Origin of the sequence: Porphyromonas uenonis DSM 23387 = JCM 13868, assembly GCF_000482365.1 — a bacterium.
GTDB classification, from domain to species: domain Bacteria; phylum Bacteroidota; class Bacteroidia; order Bacteroidales; family Porphyromonadaceae; genus Porphyromonas; species Porphyromonas uenonis.
Window position 1 is genome coordinate 93,302 of sequence record NZ_AXVC01000021.1, and the last position, 22,462, is coordinate 115,763.

Sequence of the window (22,462 nt, forward strand, 5' to 3'; positions counted from 1 at the left end):
AGGAATTTGCCCAATAGCTACCTAGGAATTGCCCCAATTCCTACCTAGGAAATAAAAAATACTTCGGAGGAATCAAATGAAACTTCGGAGGAATCAAAAAATAAGTCCGAAGAATTTGGCCATTCCTAGGTAGCAAATCAGAAATATCTACGGAGGAATTTGGGCAATTCCTAGGGAGCTATTCGATAAAAGTTGTACTTTTGACCCTGCAACGAGCGAATGAACTATGGAATCTGTACGAGCTAAGAAATATCTGGGGCAGCACTTTCTCACCGATCTCGGTGCAGCGCAGCGCATTGCCGACTCGGTGGCGGACTACCTCGGCACGCCGATCCTAGAGGTGGGACCTGGTATGGGAGTCCTGACACAGCCACTCCTAGAGGCGGGGCACGACCTGCAGGTCATCGACATAGATCATGAGAGTATCGAGTATCTGCACCAGCACTTTCCACAGCTGAGCCAAGAGGGGCGGATTATCGAGGGAGACTTCCTCAAGCTACCCGCTGAGGAGCTGATTCCTGGGCGGCCGGACACGCCTTTTGTAGTGATCGGCAACTATCCGTACAACATCTCTTCGCAGATTTTCTTCCGTATCCTAGAGCTACGCGAGCGCATCCCAGCCGTGGCGGGTATGCTACAGCATGAGGTGGCGCAGCGACTCTGTGCTACACCAGGCGGTCGTGACTACGGCATCCTGAGCGTCTTGCTCCAGTGCTGGTACGACTGCGACTACCTCTTTAAGGTGTCGAAGCGGGACTTCAACCCACCGCCCAAGGTGGACGGGGGCGTGATGATCGCTCGTCGCAACGAGCGTACGTCGCTACCCTGCGATGAGGCCAACTTCAAGCGGGTGGTCAAAACCGCCTTCGGACAGCGACGGAAGATGCTGCGCAATGCTTTGCAATCGCTCTTTGGCAAAGAGTTCCCCTATGCTGACCACGACATCTTCACGCTCCGTGCGGAGCGCCTCTCGGTGGAGGAATTCATCGGGCTCACCTTGATGTACGAAGCATTACCAACAGACAACCTAACAACACCTTAAATACAACCTTTATGAAAAGCATCTTACGTATCTTACTGCTACTCCTCCCCACACTCTCACTGGTGGCGCAGCAGAAGGAGTACCCACTACCCGAGCGCCCCGCCAAGAATGTGATCCTCCTCATTTCGGACGGCACCTCGCTACCAGCAGTCTCACTGGCTCGTTGGTATCAGAGAGCACTCAATCCTCAGGCGCAGCACCTGTCGCTCGACCCTTATCTCTCGGGGAGCGTCATCACCTACTGCTCCAATGCGCCGATCGGGGACTCGGCACCGACGACCTCTTGCTATATGACGGGCGTCCCCTCGATCGATGGCTTCATCGCGACCTATCCGTACAGTGAGCCCCACAATGACCTCGTACCACTGGACTCATCGTGGGCTTATCGTCCCGTGGTGACCCTTATGGAGGCTGCCAAGCAAACGCAAGGCAAGCGTATCGGTCTGGTCTGTACGTGCGAGTTTCCCCACGCTACGCCAGCTGATTGTACCGCTCATACCCCTTCGCGCAAGCTCTACAAGAGCATCGTCCCGCAGATGGTGGACAACGGGATAGACATCCTACTGGGCGGTGGTACCTCGCTGATGACGAACGAACTAAAGGAGCGTCTGAACCGTCAGGGTATAGCACTCTACCTCGATGATCTTGCAGCTATGCGGACGCATCGTGGGGGTGGCATGTGGGCGCTCTTTGACAAGATGGATATGCCGTACGACTTGGACCGTCGCTCGCTCGGGGATACGCTGCGCTACCCTTCGCTGGCTGAGATGACGGAGACGGCAATCCGTAATCTGGAGAACGCGAACGGCTTTGTCCTAATGGTCGAGGGAAGCAAGGTGGACTGGGCAGCTCACGCCAACGACCCCGTGGCGATGGCTACGGAGTTCCTAGCTTTTGACAAGGCGGTTGCCGTAGCTCTGGACTATGCGCAGCGGGACGGGAATACGATCGTCCTCGTGACGGCTGACCATGGCAATAGTGGTATGAGCATCGGCCGTGTGGACAAGGGCTATGCGCGTCTGACTCTGGACGAACTGATCATGCCACTGACACGCTTTCGCTATAGTTCGGTGGAGCTGGGCCGTAAGACGAGTCAGACAGCGCTCTCACACCTAGCCGACAGTCTCTACCTATGGACCAGTATACGTCCCTCGGACGAGGAACTGGCAGAGATCAATGCGGTCGAGGACTACGCCTACTCGACGCTATCAGCTGAGCAGCGCAAAGCTAAGTATGCGGAGTATGGATGGAGTCAGAAGTATCGTCTGAAGGAGTACTTCGTGGACTGGATGAAGCGTCATCTGCTCATTGGCTTTACGACGCATGGGCATACGGGCGAAGAGGTCCTTCTCGCGAGCTATACGCCTCAACGGTTGACACCGATCAGAGGTTGCGTGACAAACATTGACCTGCACAACTATATGCGTACACAGCTGGGGCTGAAGCAGACGATGCTGGAGCTGTCTGAGGAGTACTATGCGCCACACGATGTGCTCTTTCCCCAGGCTCAGTACGAGATAACAGGCGACCAACCCGAGAAGAAGCGGATCATGATCCACTACCAGGGACACCAAATCGAGCTACGCGCTTACCAGCGCAGGGCATGGGTGGACGGAGAGGAGAGAGAGCTTCCGACGCCTGTGGTGTATGTCTCGGAGACGAATAGGTTCTATCTGTCTCGTGCCTTGGCGCAGCAACTTTGAGACTGTTGCATAAGTCAACAGTCTCACTTTAGCTAGACCTGCTTGAGTCGGCGCATCAAGAGGGGCGACATGACGAGCAGCAGGACGGCCATTAGGACGACACCGATGCCGAGCCCTTGACCTAGGGAGAGTTCCTCACCTAGAGCTAGTGCACCCACGATGACAGCGGTGAGTGGCTCTAGTGCTCCCATGATGGCGGTCGGCGTAGAGCCTATCCGCTGCACTGCCCAGACGAGCGTGATATTAGCGCAGACGGTCGGGATGAGTGCCAGCAGAGCGGTGTAGATCCATTGCGTCTCATTGTCCAGAAGGAGGCTGGCTCCTGTGGCTTTGCAAAAGAGCGCAAAGAGTATGGTCGAGAGTCCCATCACATAGGTGGTCAGCTTAAAGCTACTCATCGGCTCTAGACGAGCGTGCCGGAGGATCACGATGTAGGTGGCGTAGCAAAAGCCCGAGAAGAGCACCGTGAGCAACGGTCTGAGCGGGATGGCGGTCACGTCTGACTCAAAGAAGCCTGAGATGAGCGACACGCCACTTAAAGCTAAAAGGACGGCTAGCCCTTGCAGTAGGTTTATCCGCTGACGAAAGACGAGAAACATGAGTAGCACAACAAACGTTGGATAGCTGAAGTGTAGCACGGTGGCGACACCCGATGGCATGTGCTGATACCCCTCAATCAGCAGAAAGGAGGAGAAGAAGTACAAGACCGACAAAGCGAGGAGGATCAAGAAGCTTCGCCACGATACGCGTAGCGACTCTCTACGAGCTACGACAATGCTACCGACAATGAGCGCTGCGATGAGAAAGCGGTACATGAGCACCGTCCCCTCCGAGACCCCCTGCGATAGCACGGGTATGCTCAGCAGTGGTATCAGTCCAAAGGTGGCGGAGGAGATGAGCCCCATCAGGTAGCCCAGCCAGTCAGTTGCGGGGGAGCTTGTCTTGTCAGTCATGTAGTATAATCAGATTATTGGGTCGTATAGAAAAGGAGCCTCATTGCTCTAGCTACAGTCGTACACTAGACCAATGTGGCTCTTTATAATATGATAGCTGATGTGCGCCTCTACTATCGAGCGAGACGACTATCCCAGATAGGCCTTTAGGTACTCGCAGCGATCAGACTGCTTGAGACGGCGGATCGCTTTCTCCTTGATCTGACGGACACGCTCACGAGAGAGTTTGGTGCGCTCGCCGATCTCCTCAAGGGTCATCTCAGGACAACCGATACCGAAGAAGCAGCGTAGCACCTCCGCCTCACGATCTCCCAGCTGCTCGAGGATACGATCTATCTCGGCAGAGAGCGACTCGTTGATCAGACTGCTATCGGTCGAGGGGGTATCCTCATTGACCAGGACATCTAGCATGTTATTATCCTCGCCCTCTACAAATGGAGCGTCGAGCGACTGATGCTTGCCCTGTACCTTGAGCGCCTCACGGATCTTGTCCTCGGGGAGCTCTAGCTCGTCAGCGATCTCCTGCGGGCTAGGACGACGACCATTGAGCTGCTCGAACTTGACGATCGCTTTATTCATCTTCTGCTGCAGCCCCACCTGGTTGAGCGGCAGACGCACGATGCGTGACTGCTCAGCGAGTGCCTGCAGGATAGACTGACGGATCCACCATACAGCGTAAGAGATGAACTTAAATCCACGTGTCTCGTCAAACTTCTCAGCCGCCTTGATCATTCCAATGTTTCCCTCATTGATCAGGTCAGGCAGGCTCAGGCCTTGGTTCTGATATTGCTTTGCCACAGAGACGACAAACCGGAGGTTGGCCTCGACCAGTTTGTTCAATGCACGCCGATTACCTCGATGTATCTCACGCGCTAGCTCGACCTCCTCCTCAGGAGATATGAGGCTCGTCCGCCCGATCTCTTGGAGGTAACGATCCAGCGATGCACTCTCACGGTTGGTGATCGACTGATTGATTTTTAATTGTCTCATTGCCATGGCTATACTCGATTTAAAGGGTTAACTCTACAATGCGCTCACGCACTCTAATTATCCACAGATGAGCGCTCTACGCAAATGGAGACTGTTGCATAAAGGCGAATCGCTGTGTTGCTTTCGGGATTCGGCTTCGGTCGCATACGGAGGTATGCTCCCTTCAGACCTCACCCTCAGCGCCTTGCGCTTCATCCTTTCTGCAAAGTCAGGACAATCTTGCGAGCAAGATTGTGAGACTGTTGACTGTTGCAACAGTCTCAAAGGGGTACAAATACGCAGTGTACTCAAACCAGATGCAAAGGTAGCAAAAACAAATGACATGCCCGGATCCCGCAATTACGGAGTCTAGGAAATAGATGAACCTTTTAGAGTCTGAGCAGCACTCTTATTTAGTCTCAGGAGAGGATCAGTAGCTTCATCTCCCTCGTAGTTAGAGAAACTGACGTCCAAAAGTTTATTTCGTCACTCTAGGACATCCTCCATAACGTCATCGACAGCCTCATCGACGGCATCGCTCAGAGGCTCGTGTAGATCGACCGTCTCCTGAGTGCCACACGGGGAGAAGCCCGCAGGTACTTTGAACGGCGTCTGCACCGAGTAACCCAGCGAGGGATCAGCATAGACAGCCTTCATAAAGTAACCAAAGACAGGCAACGCTGCCGAGGCACCCTGACCATAAGCCATCGAGCGGAAGTGTATCGAGCGCTCCTCGCCACCGACCCAGCAACCAGCCACGATCTCTGGGGAGAAGCCGACGAACCAACCATCGCTATTGCGCTGTGTCGTACCAGTCTTACCGCCTAGAGGCATCGTCAGATTGTGTCGGAAGCGTAGTCTACCACCCGTACCACCGTCGACGACGGCACGCATCATATCTAGCATCTGCAGTGCTGCACGTGCGGGGAGGACCTCCGTAAGAGTGGCCGTAAAGGTCGCTACCACATTGCCGTAGCGGTCCTCAATACGAGTCACAGGAATCGGGTCGACACGGATACCTTGATTGACGAAAGCACTATAGGCAGCCACCATCTCGCTGACTGTCACATCGGGCGTACCAAGAGCCACCGAGACGACGGGGTCTATATAGCCCTTGATGCCGAAGGAGTGAAGCAGACGAACAAACGTATAAGGCGATGTGCGTCCCATCAGGTATGCCGTGACCCAGTTAGAGGAGTTTTGCAATCCCCACTTGATGGAGACCATCTCCCCTACCCGCTTAGCACCAGTATTGCGCGGTGTCCACGCCTTGCCATTAGCATCATAGAGCGTAATCGGCTGGTGCATCACCTGCTCACACGGAGAGATGCCCTGTATCATACTGAGGGAGTAGAGAAAAGGCTTGATCGTCGATCCCACCTGTCTACGTCCCTGAGAGACCATGTCATACTTAAAGGTGCGGAAGTCTACATCTCCGACATAAGCCAGGATATTACCATTGTGCGGATTCATAGCCATGAAGCCCGTGTGGAGGAAGTGCTTATAGTATAGTACTGAGTCCCGAGGAGTCATCTCCTTGTCGACCCAGCCGTTGTAGCTCCAGACGCGCATTTTACGCTTCTGATCAAACGTCTTGCGAATCTCCTCGGGAGACATGCCAAGCTTTGAGAGTGAGCGCCAGCGGTCTGTATTACGCAGAGCTCGCTCGATAGCTTCCTTGCGTTGCTGTGCCGTCAGGTCGCTACTGTAAGGAGCCAGCTTATAGCCCCGCATCTCACGATCGAAGTTAGGCTGTACAAACTCGCTCATGTGCTTCTGCACCGCCTCCTCGGCGTACTGCTGCATGCGACTATCGATCGTGCCGTAGATCTTGAGTCCATCGGCATAGAGATCGTAATACGAGCCGTCCGACTTCTTGTTTTTCTGACACCAGCCATAGATTGGCTGCGTCTCCCAGAGGATCGAGTCGATGGAGTACTGCTCTTGATTCCACTTTGAGTAGTCACTTCGCTTAGGCTTCTTAGCAGTCAAGAGGAGACGCACATACTCTCTATAGTAAGGAGCCAAACCATCGGATTGCTTGTTGCGAGTGAAGTGTATCTGGATCGGCTCAGCAATAGCAGCCTTGTAGGTGTCGTCCGATATATATCCCGCCTTCTCCATCTGTAGGAGTACCGTGTTGCGACGCTTCAGTGGGGCATCGCTATCGGCGTGTAGGACTGGGTTGTAGAGAGACGGATTCTTGCACATACCTATCAGCATAGCCGACTCGGTGAGCGTCAGCTCTGAGGGCTTCTTGCCAAAGTAGGTCTGAGCAGCCGAGCGGATACCGACAGCGTTGTAGAGGAAGTCAAACTGATTGAGATACATCGCTATGATCTCCTCCTTGGTGTAGTTGCGCTCCAGCTTGATCGCTATAACCCACTCGATCGGCTTCTGCAGGAGACGTTGCAACGTTGATTTAGCGTGAGGCGAGTAGAGCTGCTTAGCCAGCTGCTGCGTGATGGTACTACCTCCACCACTAGCCGTATTGCGGAGCATACCACGCTTGACGATGGCACGCCCTACGCCTCGCACGTCAACGCCCGAGTGCTTGTAAAAGCGCACATCCTCCGTAGCTATCAGAGCCTGCACTAGCGGCTCTGCCAACTCGTCATAGCCCACGTAGATACGATTTGTCGAGCCATGAGCATAGGATCCTATCTGCACACCATCATCGGAGATGAGGACAGAGGCGTACTTGTCGATAGGGTTTTGTAGCTGCTCCACATCAGGCATGTAGCCTATGATGCCAAACCAAATCAGCACAAACGTAATTAAGACAAAAGCCCAAAAGGCTCCAAAGAGCCACCACAGCACCTTGATTATCTTTCCTTTCATACGAAAGAGTTTTTGCTACTATAATATATAAGAGTGAGAAGCCGACCTATGCACGTCAGAGAGATAGTCTCCGAAGCACTACTTCGTAACAATCTGAGGGAGTGACTTGCGCTCCTTGATGAGTCCTGCGTTGAAGGCCTTGAGGAGCTTTTCCAGATCATTCACCTGCTGCTGTAGTTCAGCACCCACGTCGGTGTCGGCCACAAGCATGCGGTGTGTCGTACGCTCCGAGATGACCGTCACACTCTTGATATCCTCCATCAGCTCGACAGCACGGCGCATCGTCGTAAAGGGTTCGTGCTGTACCAGCTGCATACCTTGCGAGTTGTAGATCAAAGTGTAGCCCGCAATGCCCGTACTGCTCTGATAAGCTCGGCTGAAGCCTCCGTCGATGATCATCAGCTTACCACCCGCAGCGATAGGCTTCTCGCCCTTGGCAACCTTGACGGGGACATGCCCGTTGATCACGTGGCAGTCTTCGCCCTCTAGACCAAACTCACGAAGGATCATCTCGATGGTCTCTAGATCCTGGCGATACTTAAAGTAGTAGCCCTTGGTCTCCGTGTGGGTCTTCTTGTCAGCAACGAAGTAGCGCTCGAAGGTAGTCATGGCGGACTTGTCAAAGAGTGGCGAGTCGGGGCCGCACCAGAGATAGAAGATATAGTCCACCGCAGCCTCGTGCTTCGGATGACTATGCCTAGAGGGATGTGCTAGACGCACCACTCGGTCTATCTCATCTAGCAGAGCGCGTCCACGTAGTGGCTGCGAGTCCAGGACACGCACCGCCTTGAGCTGACCCGAAGCGTCTAGAGGCATCGAGGCGTGGTAGAGCAGATTACCATTGCATACGAGGTACATACTGCCTAGTCGATAGAAAGCATTTATATGCGTGTGAAGTCGCTCACTTGTGGCGAAGGAGCGACGCAACCGATCCATCACCTCCTCCTCTTGAGGCGTGAGACGATAGGGATCCTTCGGATCGATCGTCGGGAAGTTCATATCCAGCATCTCATGCACCCCGTAGTCCTCGTTGGGATTGGTGTGCGAGAGGTCGACCGTGCCCGCCTCAAAGTCTATCTTGTGCAGTAGGTCACGCTCCTGCATCTGCCACTCAGGATGGCGAGCGATCAACTGATGCTCCAGCTTGAACTGAATAATGCTGATCGCCTTGTGCATCTGGCTAATCAGGTAAATGCCTTTATCGTCATACGCAACATCTGAGTCGCCCAGCTTAGGCTTGAAGTAGGTACATGGATCTCCAGCGTAGACTTCACTCGCTAAGCGGGAGAGTGGCATGAGGTTGATCCCGTAACCATCCTCGATGGTGTCTAGATTGGCATAGCGCAGAGCAATACGTATGACACAGGCGATGCAGGCGTCATTGCCCGCAGCAGCTCCCATCCAGAGCATATCATGATTGCCCCACTGTATGTCTACGTTATGGTAGTCCAGGAGCGTGTCCATGATGTACTGAGCGCCAGGACCGCGGTCGTAGATGTCACCGACGATGTGGAGGCGGTCTATGACGAGACGCTTGATCGTCGATGAGATAGCGCAGATGAAGTCCTCCGCCTTGCCCGTGGAGATGATTGTGGAGATGATGCTAGAGATGTAAGCCGACTTGTTCGGATTGACTCCGTCCTCGTGCAGTAGCTCCTGAATGATGTAACTGTACTGTGGCGGTAGCGCCTTGCGCACCTTCGAGCGGGTGTACTTCTCCCCCACCTTACGGCACACCTTGACAAGGCGATTGAGTGTCACCTTGTACCACTCCTCATCAATTTCGCCCGCCTCGTGGAGCTGCTCCAGCTTAGCCTGGGGATAGTAGATCAGCGTAGCGAGCTCACGCATCTGCAGCTCCATCATCTGCCCAGCGAAGACTTCACGTATCTTACGCATCACGCTACCAGAGGCATTCTTCAGCACATGGTCAAAGGCCTCATGCTCACCGTGCACGTCTGCGAGAAAGTGCTCCGTACCCTTCGGAAGGCTCAGGATCGCCTGCAGATTGATAATCTCTGTAGAGACCTCGGCCGAGTTGCGAAACTGGTTGGAGAGGAGCTGGAGGTATCTCAAGTCGTCCTTTGCAGCCTGTAGGTCAATCTTGTCTTGCATCATGTCTATCTATAGGTCTAGGTATATACCACGCCCCAAAGTTACTAAATAAAAGAAGACCGCGCGCCAAGTCGTGAGGTGCTAGTCTCGCATATCGGACTGTCCGATGTCAGGATACACTGCCGGCACTTCCGTTTCCTCCTCGTATCAGAGGTCTAGACGTTACGATGCTTTGGAGTAGTCTCAAGAGTTGCTCCATAGGGTTAGACGCTTGTCTATTTCATCTTTTGGCAAGCGGGTATTTCTGCTGAAGAGCTGTTGTAGCTTTTGGCAGGCAATACTACGAGAGAGTATGTCTTGCTCGACTAGCTGGTCGAAAATATATAGTATGCCTCGGACGTTGATGTCCATCTCTTTAGCGCTGCGCATCATCTTCTTGTCTCCAGTGAGTACGGTGGCGCTTAGCGTGATGCCTTGGTAGAGTACAGTGCAGTCTGTGAAAGAGAGTCCCTTGCGTTGTCTCTCGTCAAAGAATTGATACACTTGAGTCATAAAGCCGGGAGCGTCGAACTGCTCAATGATTAGTCCGCCTATGTTGTCAAGGTAGGCTCTCTGCCGTTTGTTTCTCAGCTCGTGAAGTACAAATACATTGGTGTGTACCTGATATCCTAACTGCAGAAAGTCTTTGTAGAGGTCTAAGTCGATTAAGTCTATAAATATGTTTGTGTCGCTAACGACAACGAGCTGTGTCTGACTCATATATTGGCGTTTAGCAGATTGACGACTTGATCGGCTGGTATGCCTGCCTCTTGGAGATAGCTTTGGGCTTTAGCTTGGGTTATTAAGTCTAGGTCTAACGCTTTGATGACGAGTCTTGAGAAGCGATTGCTCTGAGGCTCTACGTATCGACTCTTCTCTAAGATCTCTCGTAGCTCTTCGGACTTATTCTTCTTGATAAAATACCCTCTGCAATTACTCTGAGATATGAGCTGCATCTCACCTAAACGATATACGATAGCATCAATAGAAATGCCGTAGGTACTTTGTAGCTCTATCAGCTCGGGGATGGAAAATCTCTTCCTACGACCTCCAAAGAACTCTCTGATGATCTCGTCTGGGAGTAACAGATGACTGGCAAATGCGGTGCAGAGCTTCTCGCCGTCTTTTTCAGGGATAGCTTCTAGGAAATTTTTGAGAAGGAGGTGAGCGAGTTCATGCAGTAAGGTCAGTCGCTTTCGTTCGATACTCCCTATATTACTATTGTAAGCTATGACGGGTATAACTTCGTTGGCAAAGAAACTGACACCATCAAATCCTTTTTTGCCTGCTACTCCAATGACTTTGATACCCATGGTCTCAAGTAGGCTTGAGACGTTTGATATAGGGGATAGTCCTAAATGGCAAAGTTGTCGGACTTCCTTCGCCACCTCTTCAATATCTGTGGGAGTGTCTCTAATTATTGCGTCTCTATCGAAGAAGGTCTTGATATCCATGATCTCCTCTAGCTCTAGGTAATTCTCTAGCTGTCTCTCGATTTTTTGCCAGATCTTTTTATCCTCTTTGCTAGAAAAGGCTTTTAGCTTTCTAAAGCTTACAGCCTCTACCGCTGGAGTGTCTTGACAGACAAAGTAGTCTATGGGTAGGTCAAGAGCTTCTGACAGTGCTATGAGTGTAGCACCTGTGATCTCTTTACCTCCCCGCTCTAAGTTGCTGATATGAGTGTGAGATACTCCGACTTTGTCTGCAAGCTCTCTTAAGGTCATACCCCTCAAGGCTCGCCCTTTTCTGATTCGTTCTCCAGTTGACCGCTCCATACGTTTTAGTTCTTTTGTTTCCGCCTTTATGGCTTAGTGGAAACGCTTCCGTTTACAAAGGTAGCAATAAAATCCGAGTCTGTAAACGATGAGAAGGGCGATAACTAGACTTTAGAAGTTATAGGGAAGGGGGAAAGGACAATTCCTATTTTGAGGTGCTGGGGGAAGTCTAGACTAGCGTATCTCAGTTAAATGAGACTATAAAAGCAGAATAGCCACGTGGAGATTTGACGTTTCCCTCGTGGAGAATAAAAATCCCCCACGTGGGAAAGGAAGAAAACTTCGGAGGAGTCAAATGGGACTTCGGAGAAAATGATTCACATCTACGTGAAGAGTGAAAAACATCCACGGAGGAATTGGCTTTTCCTCCGTGGAGTGGATTTATCGCTTCGTAAGAGGAGACTGTTGCAAAAGTCAACAGTCTCACAATCTTGCTTGCAAGATTGTCCTGACTTTGCAGAAAGGATGAAGCGCAAGGCGCTGAGGGTAAGGTCTGAAGGGAGCATACCTCCGTATGTGACCGAAGCCGAATCCCGAAAGCAACACAGCGATTCGCCTTTATGCAACAGTCTCAATAGGGAGCATCAAGCGTAGCTGTGCATCCCGCCGAGGAAGAAGTTGACCCCGAAGTAGGTGACCAGCACCGACACGAAGGCGATCAAGAGGTAGACGTGCAGGAACCTCTGCGAGCGGAAGCAACGCAGCGACTCGCAGTGTAGTGGCAAGGCGTAGATAATGAGCGTGATGAGTGCCCACACCTCTTTGGGGTCCCAGCTCCAGTAGCGCCCCCACGAGACATTGGCCCAGACGGCTCCGATGAAGATACCGATAGCCAGCAGTGCGACCGCTGGATAGAGAAGCAGTCTGCTGAGCGCCTCTAGGTGCGTCCCGATGGCAAGGCGACGTGACAGGATTAGCGCCATACAGCTATTGAGCATCATAAAGGCCAAGAGACTATACGCTATCATGATGACCAGCACATGAATGCTCAGTAGTGGCGAGTGAAGCACTGGCATCAGTGGGGTGATCTGAGGATTGCTTCCCCCGAAGGAGGCTACCAAGAGCGACAACCCACCCATGAGTAGGCCAAAGGGGATCAGCACACGATGCTTTCGTCCCGTGAGTATGGTCAGCAGGAGCACGATCCAGGCTAAGGCTTGCATCGTCTCAAAGCCATTGCTCAAGGGCACATATCCCGAGACGATCCAGCGCAGGATCACCATCAGAGTGAGGTAGAGCATACTAGCGTAGAGGATACCCCAGAAGCACCACTTGACCAGCGGAGGGTCTTGGAGCCGCCCCACGGAGAGCTGATAAGCGGTCCAGATGAAGAGCAAGATACCGACGGTGGCGAGTATCTTGGCGAGGAGTCCTATATAGGGCGATAGCTGATTATAGTAGATCTCAGAGCGAAAGCGTAGTGCCGAGGGGCAACTCTCAGCGCCCTCCTTGAGCTGATACTGACGGAGCTTGACGAGAAACTCTTGCGCCTCGTCCCATTGCTGCATGATGACCAGTTCGCTGAGGTAGTTAAAGCCCTTGCGCACGAATGTCCACTGATCTAGCGGCATCTCTGCGGGTAGATCGGTAGAGGCTGGATGGTACCACGCGATACTCCCATGGCTCTGTACGGGGAAGATCGCAAGCGACTCCCCTAGCCCTAAGCTCTGTATCACCTGACACTTCTCATGCGCCTCAAAGAGCGCCTTGCGCCCAGGCTGGTCGGGATGCTGTATGTAGTTATCCAGCAGAGACTCTAGACGGTAATTGCCCTGGATATCAAAGAACTGACGATAGCTCACCCGCTGACCCTCGTAGCACTCGAGTAGCTTGCGGATGCTCCGATCTTTGATCCGTATCATCGGCTCATCGACCCAATTGTCGTAGTAAAAGATCCAACCCGCCAAGACTTGCTCAGCCGAAAGTCCTCGGTAGCTACTGCGTCCATAGAGTTTCTCGGTAAACTCCTGAGCGTAGGTTCCTAGCGGACAAACGCGATTATTGTATAGGATATGTAGTTCGCCCAAGCTTTTCGCCACATTGGCTGGGACCGTCTTGGGGAGAGGTGTCGCAGGTGCTTTTGCCTCTGCCGAGAGCGTACCACCAGCAAGGAGTATCAGGAGCATAGCCACGGGAGAGACGAGTGCCTGCTTGAGGAGCTGTCTCACCCGATGACGACGCGCGTACATGCCCCCTACGAGGCTGATCGCTAGGAGCGCATAGCCTAGGTAAGAGATCGCTATACCCCACGGATCGTAAGCGACGGAGAGTATCGAGGAGGTCGTCTCTGGATCGTAGCCTGACTGGTAGAAGCGATAGAAGCGGTAACGGAAGATGCGATTCATCGAGACCGCACCACGGAGGCTCTGTGACCGCTCCCCGTCCTGAATGATGAGATTGCTCTGGTAGTCTAGCGGGAATTGGGTCCCTGTGTAGTAAGTCAGGTCAAATCGCTCCAAAGCGACCGCAAAGGGGAGGGTCAGTGTCTCTCCCTGATCGCTCTGATAGCGAGCCGTGGGGGTGGCACCCTCCTGGAGCTTGATCCGTCCATGTATAGCGGTCCAACTAGTCAGTCCAGCGCCCAGCAAGATGACCAGCAGTGAGACGTGGATCATCCAGATCCAGAAGCGTCGGTAGAGCTTAACCCGTAAGATGTAAAGTAGTCCAGCACAGGAGAGTAGCACCCACAAGATGGTAAAGAGCGGGGAACCATACCAATGCTCCTGCACGAAGGGCGTACCGTAAAGCTTTTCAACCACAGTGGCTGTCGCAAGGACAGCCACCGTGATAAGTAGTAGTATGAAGGGGAGCTTGCGCCACACCATATTTATATAGTATCTAGTGTGTGAAGCTATACAGCGTTGATAAACTTGACAACCGCCTCACGATCCTTGCGGTCGAGCTTGCGAAACTTCTCTACGCTAAAGCGAGCATCACTATCCTTAGCACCGTGCCACATGATCGCCTCGATCACATTGCGCGCACGGCAGTCGTGCAGACGATCCTGATGTCCAGAAGCCTTCTGGCTCAGACCACGTCCCCAGAGCGGAGTGGTACGGCACCAACCTGTGCGGATATCGTTTTGCATGTGGAGCTTATGCTGGATCATATCGGTATAGGGCCAGATCTTTTGCTTGGGATAGCGAGGCATAGCCTTCTTGCCACCCTCGGTCAGACCATACACATCCACAACGACATCGTCGCCCGTAGTCCAAGAGGGACGATGGCAAGTGGCACAGCCTATCTCGGTGAAGAGTTGCTTACCACGCTGTACATCGGGAGCATCTATATCTCTCGCAGCTGGCACCGCTAGACCACGTATCCACACCATCAGATCGTAGCAAGCCTGTGCATCCATCTCGACGGGGAGGTCTGTAGCTGTAAAGAAGTCGTAGATATCCTTTTCTACATTGCCAGTCTTCTTGCGATCTGGATAGTATTTGTAGAACTGTGCCTGCACCTCTGGATCTTTGCTAGCCGTTCGTGCGTAAGCCTCAGGTATGTAGAACTTACGAAACATCGGCGTGATGATATTGGTCACCTCCCATAGGCTCACATTGGCAGAGAGCTTGGTGAAGTCACAAGCATAGTCAAAGCGCATCGGGTGACCTGCAGCGTCTACCCCCGTGGGAGCGAAGTCGTTGCCTGCCCAGATGGCGGGATTGAGCGGCGTGTGCGGAGCCTCCTTGATATACTGCTGACGTATATCCTCATCGCTGATCGCATCAAGCAGACCCGTACCATAGATACCGATAGTAGACTCAAGCGTGACAACCGCCTGATCAAGCGGGAAGGGCTTGCCTTTCACCTCTAGTGGTGAGTAGAGAGCCTCCGCAGGTAGGTGTACCTCAGGATAAATGAGGTCGTAGGTCTCGCCATCGTCAAACTTATTGCCCCACTCATCCGTATAGCTACGCCAGTCGATAGTCATCTTGTCAGCATCGATCATAGGCTTGAAGGGAGGCAGTGCGACAGTCATAGGCACTAAGCCGAGCGAGGTAGCCATATTCCCCTCTTTGTCAGTCACGATGATGAGACACCCATTGCCCATCTCCTCGCTATTGTAGCGTGTGATGCGCTTACCATGACCATAGCCAGGGTGACAAGCCTCACACGATGTGCGATTATACAGCGGGCCCAGTCCCGTAAAGGTGAGACCAGGCACATCGCCAGCAGCGTGTGCTGTCTCAAAGCGACGCTCGCCCTGCTTGAAGTTGGCATCTAGTCCAGCTAGTGCGATAGCCTCCGTGGGCTGCTCGAAGCAGGAGGAGGTGTTGTTGAAGGTAGTGCCGAGCTTACCGCCACTGTAGTACTCCTCGCTAAGCGTCTGAGGAGTGTCCGTTCCACAATCCTGCTGACAGGCTGTCAGACTGGTGAGGATGAGAGCTAGTAGAGCTAGCTGTGTAGTTAAGTGCTTCATAAGGATAAGGTGATTTTTGGGGAATGTGTCTCCCCTCCCCCGACAGCTTATATCTATCATCATAATCTATTGCTCTGGCAAATACTTGCTCAGGGGAGGGGGAGAATTAAATAGAGTCTAGAGATTAGACTTTAGAAGTTAGAGATTAGATAGACTCAATGAAGGTAACGACAGCTTTGCGCTCCTCCTTGCTGAGCTTGCGAAACTTCTCAATCGGCTGTCTCGCATCGCTGTTCTTAGCGCCGTGCCACATGATCGCCTCGATCACGGTACGTGCACGGCAGTCGTGTAGTCGGTCGCCAGCTCCTGTAGCCTTCATGCTCAGACCACGCCCCCACAGCGGAGTGGTACGACACCAACCTGTGCGGATATTGTTCTTCATCTGTAGCTGGTGCTGGATCATATCGGTGTAAGGCCAGATCTTCTGATGCGGGTAGCGTGGGAGGAGATTGGCACGAGCACCCACGAAGAAGTTGTTCGGGTCACGGATCTGATCCTCGCCCGTAGTCCAGGTAGGACGGTGGCAGGTAGCGCACCCCATCTCCTCGAAGAGCTTCTTACCTTGTTGAAACTCTTTGCTATCAGCATCTCGTGCCGATGGGACGGCTAGTCCGCGGTGCCATACCATAAAGTCAATGTACTCCTCGTCGGTCATATCGGCAGGGAGCTCGCTAGAGGTTAGGTAGTCGTAGATGTCCTTCTTGACATCTCCGCTCTTCCTCCACTCTGGATAATAGGAGTAAAACTTTGCCTGTACCTCGGGGTCTTCGGAAGCAACCTTAGCATAGGCAGTAGTCATATAGTGGTAGCGACGATCGCTACGAGTCACGTTGGTGATGTTCCAGATAGCATTGGCTCCAGGACCATCCTGTATGCTACCACGTGTCAAGCCATAGGTGTAGCGGGGAAGGTACTTAGTGCCGTCGCCCTGTTTCTTATTGACGTAGTACCTAACGAAGTCGCCATTCTTCCACACGGTGGGGTTGAGGTTGGCGCCATGCTTCTCCTCCGTCTGATACTGAGCACGGAGGTCTTCGTCACTGATAGCATCGAGCAGACCCGTACCGTAGATACCGATGGTGCTCTCGAGACGGACGCGTAGATCGGAGTATGGGATGTCCTTGCCCTTGGCCTGCAGGGGTACGTAGAAGGCATCCTCAGGAATGGTCACCTCTGGGTAAATAAGGTCGTAGGTCTCGCCATCGTCAAACTTATTGCCCCACTCATCTGTGTAGGGGAGCCAGTCTATCTTGATCTTACGCTCATCAAGTGGTGCCTTAAAGGGAGGCGCAGCTTGCGTCTGAGGCATACCGGTGAGGGAGGATAGGTAGTTATCGTTTTGGTCCGTGAGGACGAGTAGATAGCCGTTACCTATGGTGTTCGAATTGTACTCGGTCTGTCTAGCTCCATGACCGTATCCCGGGTGGCAAGCGATACAACTAGCACGTAGCCACAAGGGGCCTAAGCCACGTAGCGGGAAGTTTGGATCAGTAGATGTGTCAAAGGGATTCTCGAAGAAGCGCTCTCCCCTCTTAAACCTAGCGACCAAACCAGCCTCCTCGACTGCAGGGGTAAACTGCTCGTAACAGGTGGCCGTGTTATTGAACGCGGTGCCTAGCTTTCCCCCGCTATAGTACTGCTCTTCGTATGGATTCGTTTCGCTTGAATCTGGACAGTCTGAGCTACATGCGCTCAGGAGTGCCAGACAGCCTATCAGGCTACATATGCTTAATACCTTGTTCATAACAACTTCCTCTAAAAAACTATCATACATCTGCAGGGCTCCTCTAGGGATCCTGCAGATGGTATGACGGTTGGTTATTGATTACTTCTGTACAGCCTCAATAGCTGCATCGATCTTCTCCAGGAGCGCATTGCACGCCTCAATGGCGGGCTTAGTAGCCTCCTTCGTTAGGTTATTGCGGAAGGGCGCTGGCATAGCAGCTACCGTCTTGATCGCATTGTCTATGGCAGAGCGGATCTCCTTGTCTAGTTCGGGATGCTGCTTAGCCATGTAAGTAGCGAGAGAGTGATTGTGGACAGTGCCGTCGAGAGAGCCGTAGTAAGCATTGCGGACGCTACGGAGGTTGTCAGTGAAGTCCTCAATAGAGTTCCAGCTGTACCAAGACTCCACGTCTAGGACGTTGCCTGAGTTGACGGGGTCGGTAATCTTTGTGTTGCCCACCTCGTCAGAGATGTCACTTGCACCCTGTAGGATCTGTACGAGAGCATCTTTCTGGCTCTTGTAGGAGCTGTTACCCTGCTCACCAGCCGCAATCATAAGCTGACCGTAGTCCATTGTGGGGAGGAGCTCGGCATCCTCAAGTGTCTTCTTCTTGTCAGCCGTCACCTTGTCAATGCCAGCCCAGCTAGCCTCTAGGCGGATTGCCTGACGAGCTAGGTCCTCAGCGACAGCTGCATTGTAGATGCGCTCAGGCTCTGTGATCTCAGCAGCCTTGCGAGGCTTACCATCTCTAAAGATCATGTACTCCACAGCGTGGAAGCCGAGTAGACCGTACCCTAGAGAGGCAAAGCCCTTGGCATCTGGACCCTCCTCCTTGAGCTCATTAAGGAGATCTTTGTTCTGAAGGATGTTGTCTAGCTGATTCTTTTGCAGAGGCCAAGAGTCGATGTGCGGATCAATGTTGTAGTCACCAGCAGCTCCATAGAGAAAAGCCTCGCTAAGCTCCCAGTAAGCTCGCGCTGAGACCCACTTTTTGCAAGCCTTGTTGACTAGCTCTTGAGAGGGGTTCTTCACTAGCTCCTCGCAAAGCCCAGACAGCTCGATAGCATCGTCTGCTAGAGACTTGTAGGTGGGTACTACGACACCCTCGACAAACTGCTTGACGAGTGCCGTCTGCTCAGGGTCTAGTTGCTTTGCCTTGGGCTCGTCGCTCTCTTGACAAGAGACGAGGAGGATGCCCACGACTGAGAGAAGGAGCATCTTAAAGATGTAGGTATACTTATTCATAGTCGATTGTATTGTGTTGAGTTAAAAGAGTCTAGAAGTGAAACATACCAAAGTATGCGATGCCGAGGCTGACGGTCGGCTCATCGTTGAACTGCTTGTGCAGCATACGGTGACTATACTCAGCCTTGATGACGATCTCAGGGATCGGGTAGTAGTTGAGTCCGACAGTAAACTTCTGTCGCTCCCACTCCGGCTCGTCGGTCATACTGGGTACTACTTGAAACATGGAGTCGTAGTAGTCATACCGTCCGAAGAGATAGAGGCGCTGCTTGAGCTGACGAAGCTTGGCCGAAGCTGAGAAGAGGTCATATCCGCCCTCCAGGCCTGCAGCTAGAGCCGCCTTGGCGACACTGTTCTTTGGCGAGGGTGAGTCCTTGCGGGTCGTGCGGTTGGCCTTTGTGATCTCCATCGAGTCGCCTAGGTGTCCGTAGTCCACATTGCCTCGCAAGATGAGCTGCGGATTAGCATACTGAAAGTCAAAAGCTCCGATGCAGACGAGACCCTTGATATGGTCATACTTGTTTGTCGCATTGAGCGTGTTGCGACCGCTCGTCCCGACGTAGCCACTCAGGCTGAGGCGCAGGTTGCGTACCGAGTAGTTGTCCACACGCATAGCGCAGGCATAGTTCGTCGCCATCTTAAACTCGTAGGGACTACCAGCTCCGCCATGGATCCAGTCCTTATTGTTAAAGCGGTCAGCATCTAGCCCCGCGATACCCATCACCTCATACCGCCAGTTAGGTAGTTTACCCCACAGGCCTATACCTGTCTCATGCCAGGTGCAGGGCAGGATCGTGTTCTCCCCCTCGGGGCGGTAGACCGTAAAGAACTCTGTCGGCATGTGAGATGCGTTGGTTGCTCCGACTGGTACGACCATATGTCCTATGCGCAGGTTGAGCGCTGGTGAGAAGCTCTTCTGTAGCCAAAACTGCTCGAGAGCCACCTCGCCACCACGCTCTATCTCAGACTCGTACTCGCCTGTCTCCTCCTCTTCGATCTCGACAGCACTCTCCGTGCCACCATGCTCAAACTCGATCTCAGAGCCTAGAGACCAACCATGACCGAAGTCATAACCAACGAAGAAAACAACGTGTGGCAAGTCTACCTGACCGAAGCTACGAGCATCTTTGTAGAGCTCCGCATCGGTGTAGCGCTTGAAGTTATTACTGTAAAACATCCTCGATGCGACAGCCTCTCCATACCCACCGACGGTGAGCCGGCGAGGAACTGGTGCGGAGGTCTGCGACAAAGTGTCCACAGTCTGCGCCTCTGATAGCTGTACGGTACACAGTACGAGCCCACAGAGGAGATACGATATGAATCGTTTCATATATTATTATAGAGTGTTTGACATCCTAGTGAATCAACCTAAGGGGAGCCTCATCAGCCACCCTTACATTGTTTTGTGTATGTATGAATGGGCGGTGGCAGGGCGGGGAAACAAAGATATTAAGGGGAACGAAACCTCCTGCTACAGGGCATCCAATGGAGCTTGCCGACTACCCGACAAATTCCTACCACAAAGGTACGGTAGGAGCGTACAATGGCTCACCGCAAGAGATAGCATATTGTAGGTATATCGAAGGTGAGTAACAATCGTTCAATACTATCTGTTAGGTAATCCGCTGAAATAATCGAGCAATGACAAAACCCGTTTTTTTGTAGCTATACACTCATCCAGAGGCTCTTGCTGCCGATTTGCACTGAGATGTGGCAGCATTTAGACCTATCTCTAGGAGAAGAGGACATTTCCAACGCTGGAAAGATAAATTTCCTAGGTAGGAAAAGAAAAGTTCCTACGCTGGAACTGAAAAGTTCCTCCCTTGGAACTAAAAAGTTCCAAGAGGGGAACTATTTTTGGAACTCGTATACAGCAGATAATCAGCTCAGTAAAAGAGCCTCAGTCGTCCCAGAGTTCATGTCGTGAGCTCCTTGGGAGGAGACACTCTGCTGGCACCTCATAGAGGAACCCTCTCGTGACTCGATACGCTTTTGCCTCAAAAGAAACCACACCCCTCGTGGCAATTCTCAAATCTCTACAGGGGAAAGTGACTGGTTGTTGGCGACAAGCTAGAATTATCGGAACTGTCGGAGGAAATCGGAACTATAAGAATAATCGGATATCCAAGCTCTAACCTCTAATTTCTACCTCTAATCTCCCCCCCCCCTAGGAAATGGCCAAATTCCTCCGTAGATATTTCTGAATTTGCTACCTAGGAAATGACCAAATTCTTCGGACTTATTTTTTGATTCCTCCGAAGTTTCATTTGATTCCTCCGAAGAATTTTTTATTTCCTAGGTAGGAATTGGGCAAATTCCTAGGTAGCTATTTGGCAAATTCCTAGGTAGGAATTTCCAATCACCCAAGAAGCCCGAGTCATCACACCGCCCCCCAAAAAACTCAAAACAGCTTTTTCGGGGGCTTATCACTCCTTTTTTAACTTGTCATCTATAAACACCTAGTTCATAGAGAGTTGCCACCCTCTAATATCCAATTTTGATAAGTCACCACACTGAAAGATGTCCGATTTTGACAAGTTTCTGTCCGCATTTGATAAGAGATTTAGCACTTGTTATGCCTACTTTTGTAGCAAACAATGAGGGCAACGATTGCCCCCAATATACATTCACTTCAAAAACTATTACAGTAATGAAACAGAAACTACTACATCAATCACTCATCGTGACACTCGTCACGATGCTCTTAGCGCTCGCCGGCTCGTCAGCCTCAGCACAGACGAAGTACAACTTCTCTATAGCAGGTGTGGAGGTCACTTCCGCCAACTGCTCTGATCTCTCTAACATTCCTGGCGTCACAGGCGAGGTGACCTACGACCCCGACACCAAGACGCTTACGCTCAATAATGCAACTATCAACGGCGGTGACAAGGATGGCATTAGCTCATCCGCATACATAAATTGTGTTGTGAAGGGCGATGTAAACGTCACTAGCGATAAAGGTGATGCCCTCTTCTTCTACAACGAGGCAACTATCTTTGGAGGGGGAAAGCTCACAGCTAGCTCTAATGACGGGGCGGGTATTGGTGTGATGGGAGAACTAACCATTGAAGACTGCTCTGTCGTTGCTAGTGGTAAACAGGGATTCTGCGCTCGTGATGCCTACCTGAACGAGTCGCTCATAATCAATAATGCCTTCGTCACGGCAAAGGGGGCCGAAGGTTCTATCTATGGCTTCACAAACTTCACCCTCGAGGGGTGCAAGATCACGAAACCCGCAGGGGCTGTCTGGAATGACAGCGAGCACGCCGTTTGCGATGCCTCGGGCAACGTCATCACCGACGAAGTGGTCATCACACCACCTGTAAAGGAGTACGATCTCTGGATAGACGGCGTGAGGGTCACCTCGGCGAACTGCTCCGACCTCACCTTCATCCCTGGCGTCTATGGCAATGTCAGCTACGACCCCACCACCAAGACGCTCACCCTCGAGGATGCCTCCATCGAGGGAAGAGCACAACTTCAAGGTATACAGTCAAGAGAAGAGCTGACTTGTGTCGTCAAGGGGAAGGTCTCCATCACTTCTAATAGTAATTCGTGCGCAATGGAGCTCTATGGGGATGTCATTATAAAAGGGAATGGACAGCTCACTCTAAAGTCTTCAAAAAGCAATGGTATCTATACTGTGGCTGATCTACTTATTGAGGGTTGTACAGTCTATGCCGAAGGCAAATGG

The 22,462-nt window shown here is 52.2% G+C and carries 14 protein-coding genes; 3 read left to right on the forward strand and 11 right to left on the reverse strand.

Annotated features, from left to right (window positions below; all coding sequences use genetic code 11):
• Positions 1-226 precede the first annotated feature (226 nt).
• Positions 227-1,042 (forward strand): 16S rRNA (adenine(1518)-N(6)/adenine(1519)-N(6))-dimethyltransferase RsmA, encoded by an 816-nt coding sequence (gene rsmA, locus L215_RS0100970; protein WP_025883133.1) that lies wholly within the window; start codon positions 227-229, stop codon positions 1,040-1,042.
• A gap of 11 nt (positions 1,043-1,053) precedes the next feature.
• Positions 1,054-2,745, forward strand: a complete 1,692-nt coding sequence (locus L215_RS0100975; RefSeq protein ID WP_025883135.1) for an alkaline phosphatase — start codon at positions 1,054-1,056, stop codon at positions 2,743-2,745.
• Between the two features lie 32 nt (positions 2,746-2,777).
• On the opposite strand, the gene L215_RS0100980 is transcribed toward L215_RS0100975, so the two are convergent.
• From L215_RS0100980 to L215_RS0101030, 11 genes are all read right to left on the reverse strand, one after another.
• Positions 2,778-3,698 (reverse strand): DMT family transporter, encoded by a 921-nt coding sequence (locus L215_RS0100980; RefSeq protein ID WP_025883137.1) that lies wholly within the window; start codon positions 3,696-3,698, stop codon positions 2,778-2,780.
• Between the two features lie 129 nt (positions 3,699-3,827).
• Positions 3,828-4,688: a sigma-70 family RNA polymerase sigma factor gene (locus tag L215_RS0100985; protein ID WP_007366040.1), complete on the reverse strand. Its 861-nt coding sequence runs from the start codon at positions 4,686-4,688 to the stop codon at positions 3,828-3,830.
• Positions 4,689-5,153: 465 nt separating this feature from the next.
• Positions 5,154-7,508: a transglycosylase domain-containing protein gene (locus L215_RS0100990; protein WP_025884339.1), complete on the reverse strand. Its 2,355-nt coding sequence runs from the start codon at positions 7,506-7,508 to the stop codon at positions 5,154-5,156.
• Positions 7,509-7,586: 78 nt separating this feature from the next.
• Positions 7,587-9,626, reverse strand: coding sequence for a fructose-bisphosphatase class III (locus L215_RS0100995; protein ID WP_027451199.1), 2,040 nt, complete (start codon positions 9,624-9,626; stop codon positions 7,587-7,589).
• Positions 9,627-9,806: 180 nt separating this feature from the next.
• Entirely contained in the window at positions 9,807-10,322 is a 516-nt protein-coding gene (locus L215_RS0101000; RefSeq protein WP_025884341.1) for a PIN domain-containing protein, read from the reverse strand.
• On the reverse strand, positions 10,319-11,377 hold the full coding sequence (locus L215_RS0101005) for an XRE family transcriptional regulator (protein ID WP_025884342.1): 1,059 nt from the start codon (positions 11,375-11,377) through the stop codon (positions 10,319-10,321). The genes L215_RS0101000 and L215_RS0101005 overlap by 4 nt, the downstream gene beginning before the upstream one ends.
• A gap of 584 nt (positions 11,378-11,961) precedes the next feature.
• Positions 11,962-14,202, reverse strand: coding sequence for a cytochrome c biogenesis protein CcsA (gene ccsA, locus L215_RS0101010; protein WP_027451200.1), 2,241 nt, complete (start codon positions 14,200-14,202; stop codon positions 11,962-11,964).
• Positions 14,203-14,228: 26 nt separating this feature from the next.
• On the reverse strand, positions 14,229-15,797 hold the full coding sequence (locus L215_RS0101015) for a di-heme oxidoredictase family protein (RefSeq protein ID WP_027451201.1): 1,569 nt from the start codon (positions 15,795-15,797) through the stop codon (positions 14,229-14,231).
• Positions 15,798-15,942: 145 nt separating this feature from the next.
• Positions 15,943-17,541 (reverse strand): di-heme oxidoredictase family protein, encoded by a 1,599-nt coding sequence (locus tag L215_RS0101020; RefSeq protein WP_027451202.1) that lies wholly within the window; start codon positions 17,539-17,541, stop codon positions 15,943-15,945.
• Positions 17,542-17,622: 81 nt separating this feature from the next.
• A complete protein-coding gene (locus L215_RS0101025) occupies positions 17,623-18,768 on the reverse strand; it encodes an imelysin family protein (RefSeq protein WP_025884273.1) in 1,146 nt (381 codons plus the stop codon).
• 31 nt (positions 18,769-18,799) lie between these two features.
• Positions 18,800-20,098: a hypothetical protein gene (locus L215_RS0101030; RefSeq protein ID WP_025884272.1), complete on the reverse strand. Its 1,299-nt coding sequence runs from the start codon at positions 20,096-20,098 to the stop codon at positions 18,800-18,802.
• Between the two features lie 1,320 nt (positions 20,099-21,418).
• Here L215_RS0101030 and L215_RS09135 point away from each other — a divergent pair.
• Positions 21,419-22,462: hypothetical protein (locus tag L215_RS09135; protein ID WP_052343465.1), on the forward strand; the 1,044-nt coding region annotated here is incomplete at its 3' end.

Coding starts and splice junctions, on each gene's coding strand:
- L215_RS0101015 (WP_027451201.1), bottom strand. CDS start 15,797: ATGAAGCACTTAACTACACAGCTAGCTCTACTAGCTCTCATCCTCACC.
- rsmA (WP_025883133.1), top strand. CDS start 227: ATGGAATCTGTACGAGCTAAGAAATATCTGGGGCAGCACTTTCTCACC.
- L215_RS0100985 (WP_007366040.1), bottom strand. CDS start 4,688: ATGAGACAATTAAAAATCAATCAGTCGATCACCAACCGTGAGAGTGCA.
- L215_RS0100990 (WP_025884339.1), bottom strand. CDS start 7,508: ATGAAAGGAAAGATAATCAAGGTGCTGTGGTGGCTCTTTGGAGCCTTT.
- L215_RS0100995 (WP_027451199.1), bottom strand. CDS start 9,626: ATGATGCAAGACAAGATTGACCTACAGGCTGCAAAGGACGACTTGAGA.
- L215_RS0101000 (WP_025884341.1), bottom strand. CDS start 10,322: ATGAGTCAGACACAGCTCGTTGTCGTTAGCGACACAAACATATTTATA.
- L215_RS0101020 (WP_027451202.1), bottom strand. CDS start 17,541: ATGAACAAGGTATTAAGCATATGTAGCCTGATAGGCTGTCTGGCACTC.
- L215_RS0100975 (WP_025883135.1), top strand. CDS start 1,054: ATGAAAAGCATCTTACGTATCTTACTGCTACTCCTCCCCACACTCTCA.
- L215_RS0101030 (WP_025884272.1), bottom strand. CDS start 20,098: ATGAAACGATTCATATCGTATCTCCTCTGTGGGCTCGTACTGTGTACC.
- L215_RS0100980 (WP_025883137.1), bottom strand. CDS start 3,698: ATGACTGACAAGACAAGCTCCCCCGCAACTGACTGGCTGGGCTACCTG.
- L215_RS0101005 (WP_025884342.1), bottom strand. CDS start 11,377: ATGGAGCGGTCAACTGGAGAACGAATCAGAAAAGGGCGAGCCTTGAGG.
- ccsA (WP_027451200.1), bottom strand. CDS start 14,202: ATGGTGTGGCGCAAGCTCCCCTTCATACTACTACTTATCACGGTGGCT.
- L215_RS0101025 (WP_025884273.1), bottom strand. CDS start 18,768: ATGAATAAGTATACCTACATCTTTAAGATGCTCCTTCTCTCAGTCGTG.